The organism is Microbacterium sp. Leaf351, assembly GCF_001423825.1.
GTDB classification, from domain to species: Bacteria; Actinomycetota; Actinomycetes; order Actinomycetales; family Microbacteriaceae; genus Microbacterium; species Microbacterium ginsengisoli.
This window is the reverse complement of record NZ_LMPK01000023.1, coordinates 58,025-60,779: the sequence shown is the minus strand read 5'-3', so window position 1 is coordinate 60,779 and position 2,755 is coordinate 58,025. Positions and strand designations below refer to the sequence as shown.

The following is a 2,755-nucleotide window of genomic DNA, read 5'->3' as shown; positions in this document are numbered from 1 at the left end:
CCCGCCCCGACACCAGCGTGCGGGTGATCTCACCCAACGGCGTCGCACGCAGCAGGATGCCCACCTGCGTCACGGTGCCGACGCCGTCGGTGCGCACGGGCAGCGCCTCGACGTAGAGCATCGGCAGTCGACGTCGCGCCTCGGTGAGCTCGACGTCGGTGAGCCATGCCGGGTTCGGGCCGCCGCCCGACTCGGCGAAACCGCCGGCGAACGATCGGAACGGGTCGCGCGGCACCTCGCCGCGCGCGTCGTCGTTCCCCTCCGAGGGGTCGGGATCGGGAGTTCGCACCGCCATGCCTCCTGTATACCCCACCGCGTGTGACGCACAGATGTCGACCGGGGCCGGCGGCGCAGAACGGATGCCGCCGTGTCGGGGCGGTGCGGCAGGATGGGCACGTGAGCGAGATCCCGCCCCTCGACGGCAGCGCCGTGCGCTACGCCGCCCCGCTGGCCGACCGCGGCGACCGGCCTGTGCTGTTGCTTCTTCACGGCTACGGCTCGGATGAGAACGACCTGGTGGGCCTACTCCCCTCCCTCCCGTCCGAGTACCTGGGCGTCTCGCTGCGCGCGCCGATGCCCGCTCCGTGGCCGATGTCGGGCCACCGCTGGTATCCCATCGACGACCTCGACGGCCGCGACCCGGCGGCGATCACCGCGGCCGCCGAGCGCGTTCTCGACTGGGTCGACGAGAACGTGGATGCCGCGGCATCCGTCGGTCTCCTCGGGTTCTCGCAGGGCGCGGCGGTGTCGCTACAGGCGCTGCGACTGCGCCCCGAGCGCTTCGCGTTCGCGGTGAACCTGTCGGGCTACGTCGCACCCGGCGGGCTGCCGACCGACACCGAGCTCGCCCGGCTGCGCCCGCCGGTGTTCTGGGGCCGCGGCGCGCGCGACGAGGTCATTCCGGCGGCGCTCGTCGAGCACACCGTGCGGTGGCTCCCCGACGTCGTCGCGCTGAGCGGCCGTGTGTATCCCGGCCTCACCCACAGCGTCTCGGAGGCGGAGCTGGCCGACGTGCACGCGTTCCTCGTGGCACGACTCGGCGACATCCGCGAGGCGTCGGCGGATCCGCGGGGCTAGCCGCCGCGCGCGGGTCGCGGATAGACTGCCCGCGTCCTGTTCCGAGTGTGAGGATCTTCCGGTGACATTGATCGACGGTTCCCTGTCCGCCATCTGGCGCTGACACCGTCGAGTCACCGTTTCACGGTGCGGGCCCGCTTCGAGCGTGAGCCCCGGTGTCGGTGCACCCACCACACCCGGGAGACCCCATGTCATCCACCGCACCCGCGGTCGTGCTCGACCGCGTCACGTTCACCTGGCCCGACGGCACCACGGCGCTCGAATCCGTGTCGGGCGCATTCGGCGCCGGGCGCACCGGACTCATCGGGCGCAACGGCGCCGGCAAGTCCACCCTGCTGCAACTCATCGCCGGGCATCTCACGCCCACGGCCGGCGCGATCAGCACGACGGGCACCGTCGACCACCTCGCCCAGACCCTGACGCTCGACGTCCATCGTCCGGTCGCGGACCTCCTCGGAGTGGGCCGGTCACTGCGCGCCGTGCGCGCGATCGCCGACGGCGATGTCGACCCGGCCCGGTTCGAGGAGGTCGGCGACGACTGGGACGTCGAGGCCCGCGCGGGCGCAGCCCTGGCCGACGCAGGCCTCGACCCGGGGATGCTCGATCGACCCGTCGGCGCGCTCTCCGGAGGGGAGGCCGTGCTCGCGGCGGTGTGCGGCATCCGCCTGCGACGCGCGCCGATCACCCTGCTCGACGAGCCGACCAACAACCTCGACCGCGATCACCGCGACCGTCTCGGCGCGCTCGTCACGGCCTGGCCGGGCGCGCTCATCGTCGTCAGTCACGACACGACACTGCTCGACCTGATGGACGAGACCGCCGAACTCTACGCCGGGCGGCTCACGACGACCGGCGGCGGCTACGCCGCGTGGCGCGCCGCGCTCGAGACCGCGCAGGATGCCGCGCGACGCACCGAGTCCGCAGCTGCCGGCGACCTGCGGCGGGAGAAGCGTCAGCGCATCGCCGTGCAGTCGACGCTCGCGACCCGCGGGCAGCAGGCCGCGAAGGCCGAACGGGAGAAGCGGGTGCCGAAGATCGTCGCCCACGGCCGGCGCGGTGCCGCACAGGTCTCGGCCGGACGCCTGCGCAGCGAGGCCGGCCGGAAGGAGGATGCCGCGCGTGCCGCACTCGACGCGGCCGGGCGACTCGTGCGCGATGACCCATCGATGCGCATCGTGCTGCCGGCGCCTGACCTCTCGCCGAGCCGGCGGGTGCTGACCGTTTCTTCGGGCGAGCGCGAATGGGTGGTGCGCGGGCCGGAGCGCATCGCGATCATCGGTCCGAACGGCGCCGGCAAGTCGACGGTCCTCGGCGCTCTGGTCGCCGGAGCCGGGGTCGTCGCCGTGCCGGGCGGCGAGGTGCGGGCCGCCGTGACGGTGCCGCATGTCGGCTACCTGCCCCAACGGGTCGACGGACTAGACGACGACCGCTCGGTGCTCGAGAACGTCGCCGGGGAGGCGGCATCCGTCGACGTCGTGCGGTTGCGCAACGACCTCGCCCGGTTCCTGCTGCGCGGAGCCGTGGTCGACCGGCCTGTGTCGAGCCTGTCCGGCGGCGAACGGTTCCGCGCCGCGCTCGCCCGGCTGCTGCTGGCCTCGCCACCCCCCGAGCTGCTGGTTCTCGATGAGCCCACCAACAACCTCGACCTCGACACCGTCGATCAGGTCGTCGACGTGCT

General features: G+C 73.2%; 3 protein-coding genes. 2 read left to right on the top strand and 1 reads right to left on the bottom strand.

Features of this window, described 5'->3' with window-relative positions; translation table 11 throughout:
- Window positions 1-295: DUF4916 domain-containing protein (locus ASG00_RS17730; RefSeq protein ID WP_235559447.1), on the bottom strand; the 295-nt coding region annotated here is incomplete at its 3' end.
- A 101-nt stretch (window positions 296-396) separates the two neighbouring features.
- On the opposite strand from ASG00_RS17730, the gene ASG00_RS07985 reads away from it, so the two are divergent.
- Together ASG00_RS07985 and ASG00_RS07980 are read left to right on the top strand one after the other, a co-directional pair.
- Window positions 397-1,077, top strand: a complete 681-nt coding sequence (locus tag ASG00_RS07985) for an alpha/beta hydrolase (protein WP_056208306.1) — start codon at window positions 397-399, stop codon at window positions 1,075-1,077.
- 188 nt (window positions 1,078-1,265) lie between these two features.
- Window positions 1,266-2,755, top strand: a 1,490-nt coding sequence (locus ASG00_RS07980) for an ATP-binding cassette domain-containing protein (RefSeq protein WP_200930890.1), incomplete at its 3' end; no start/stop codon positions are given.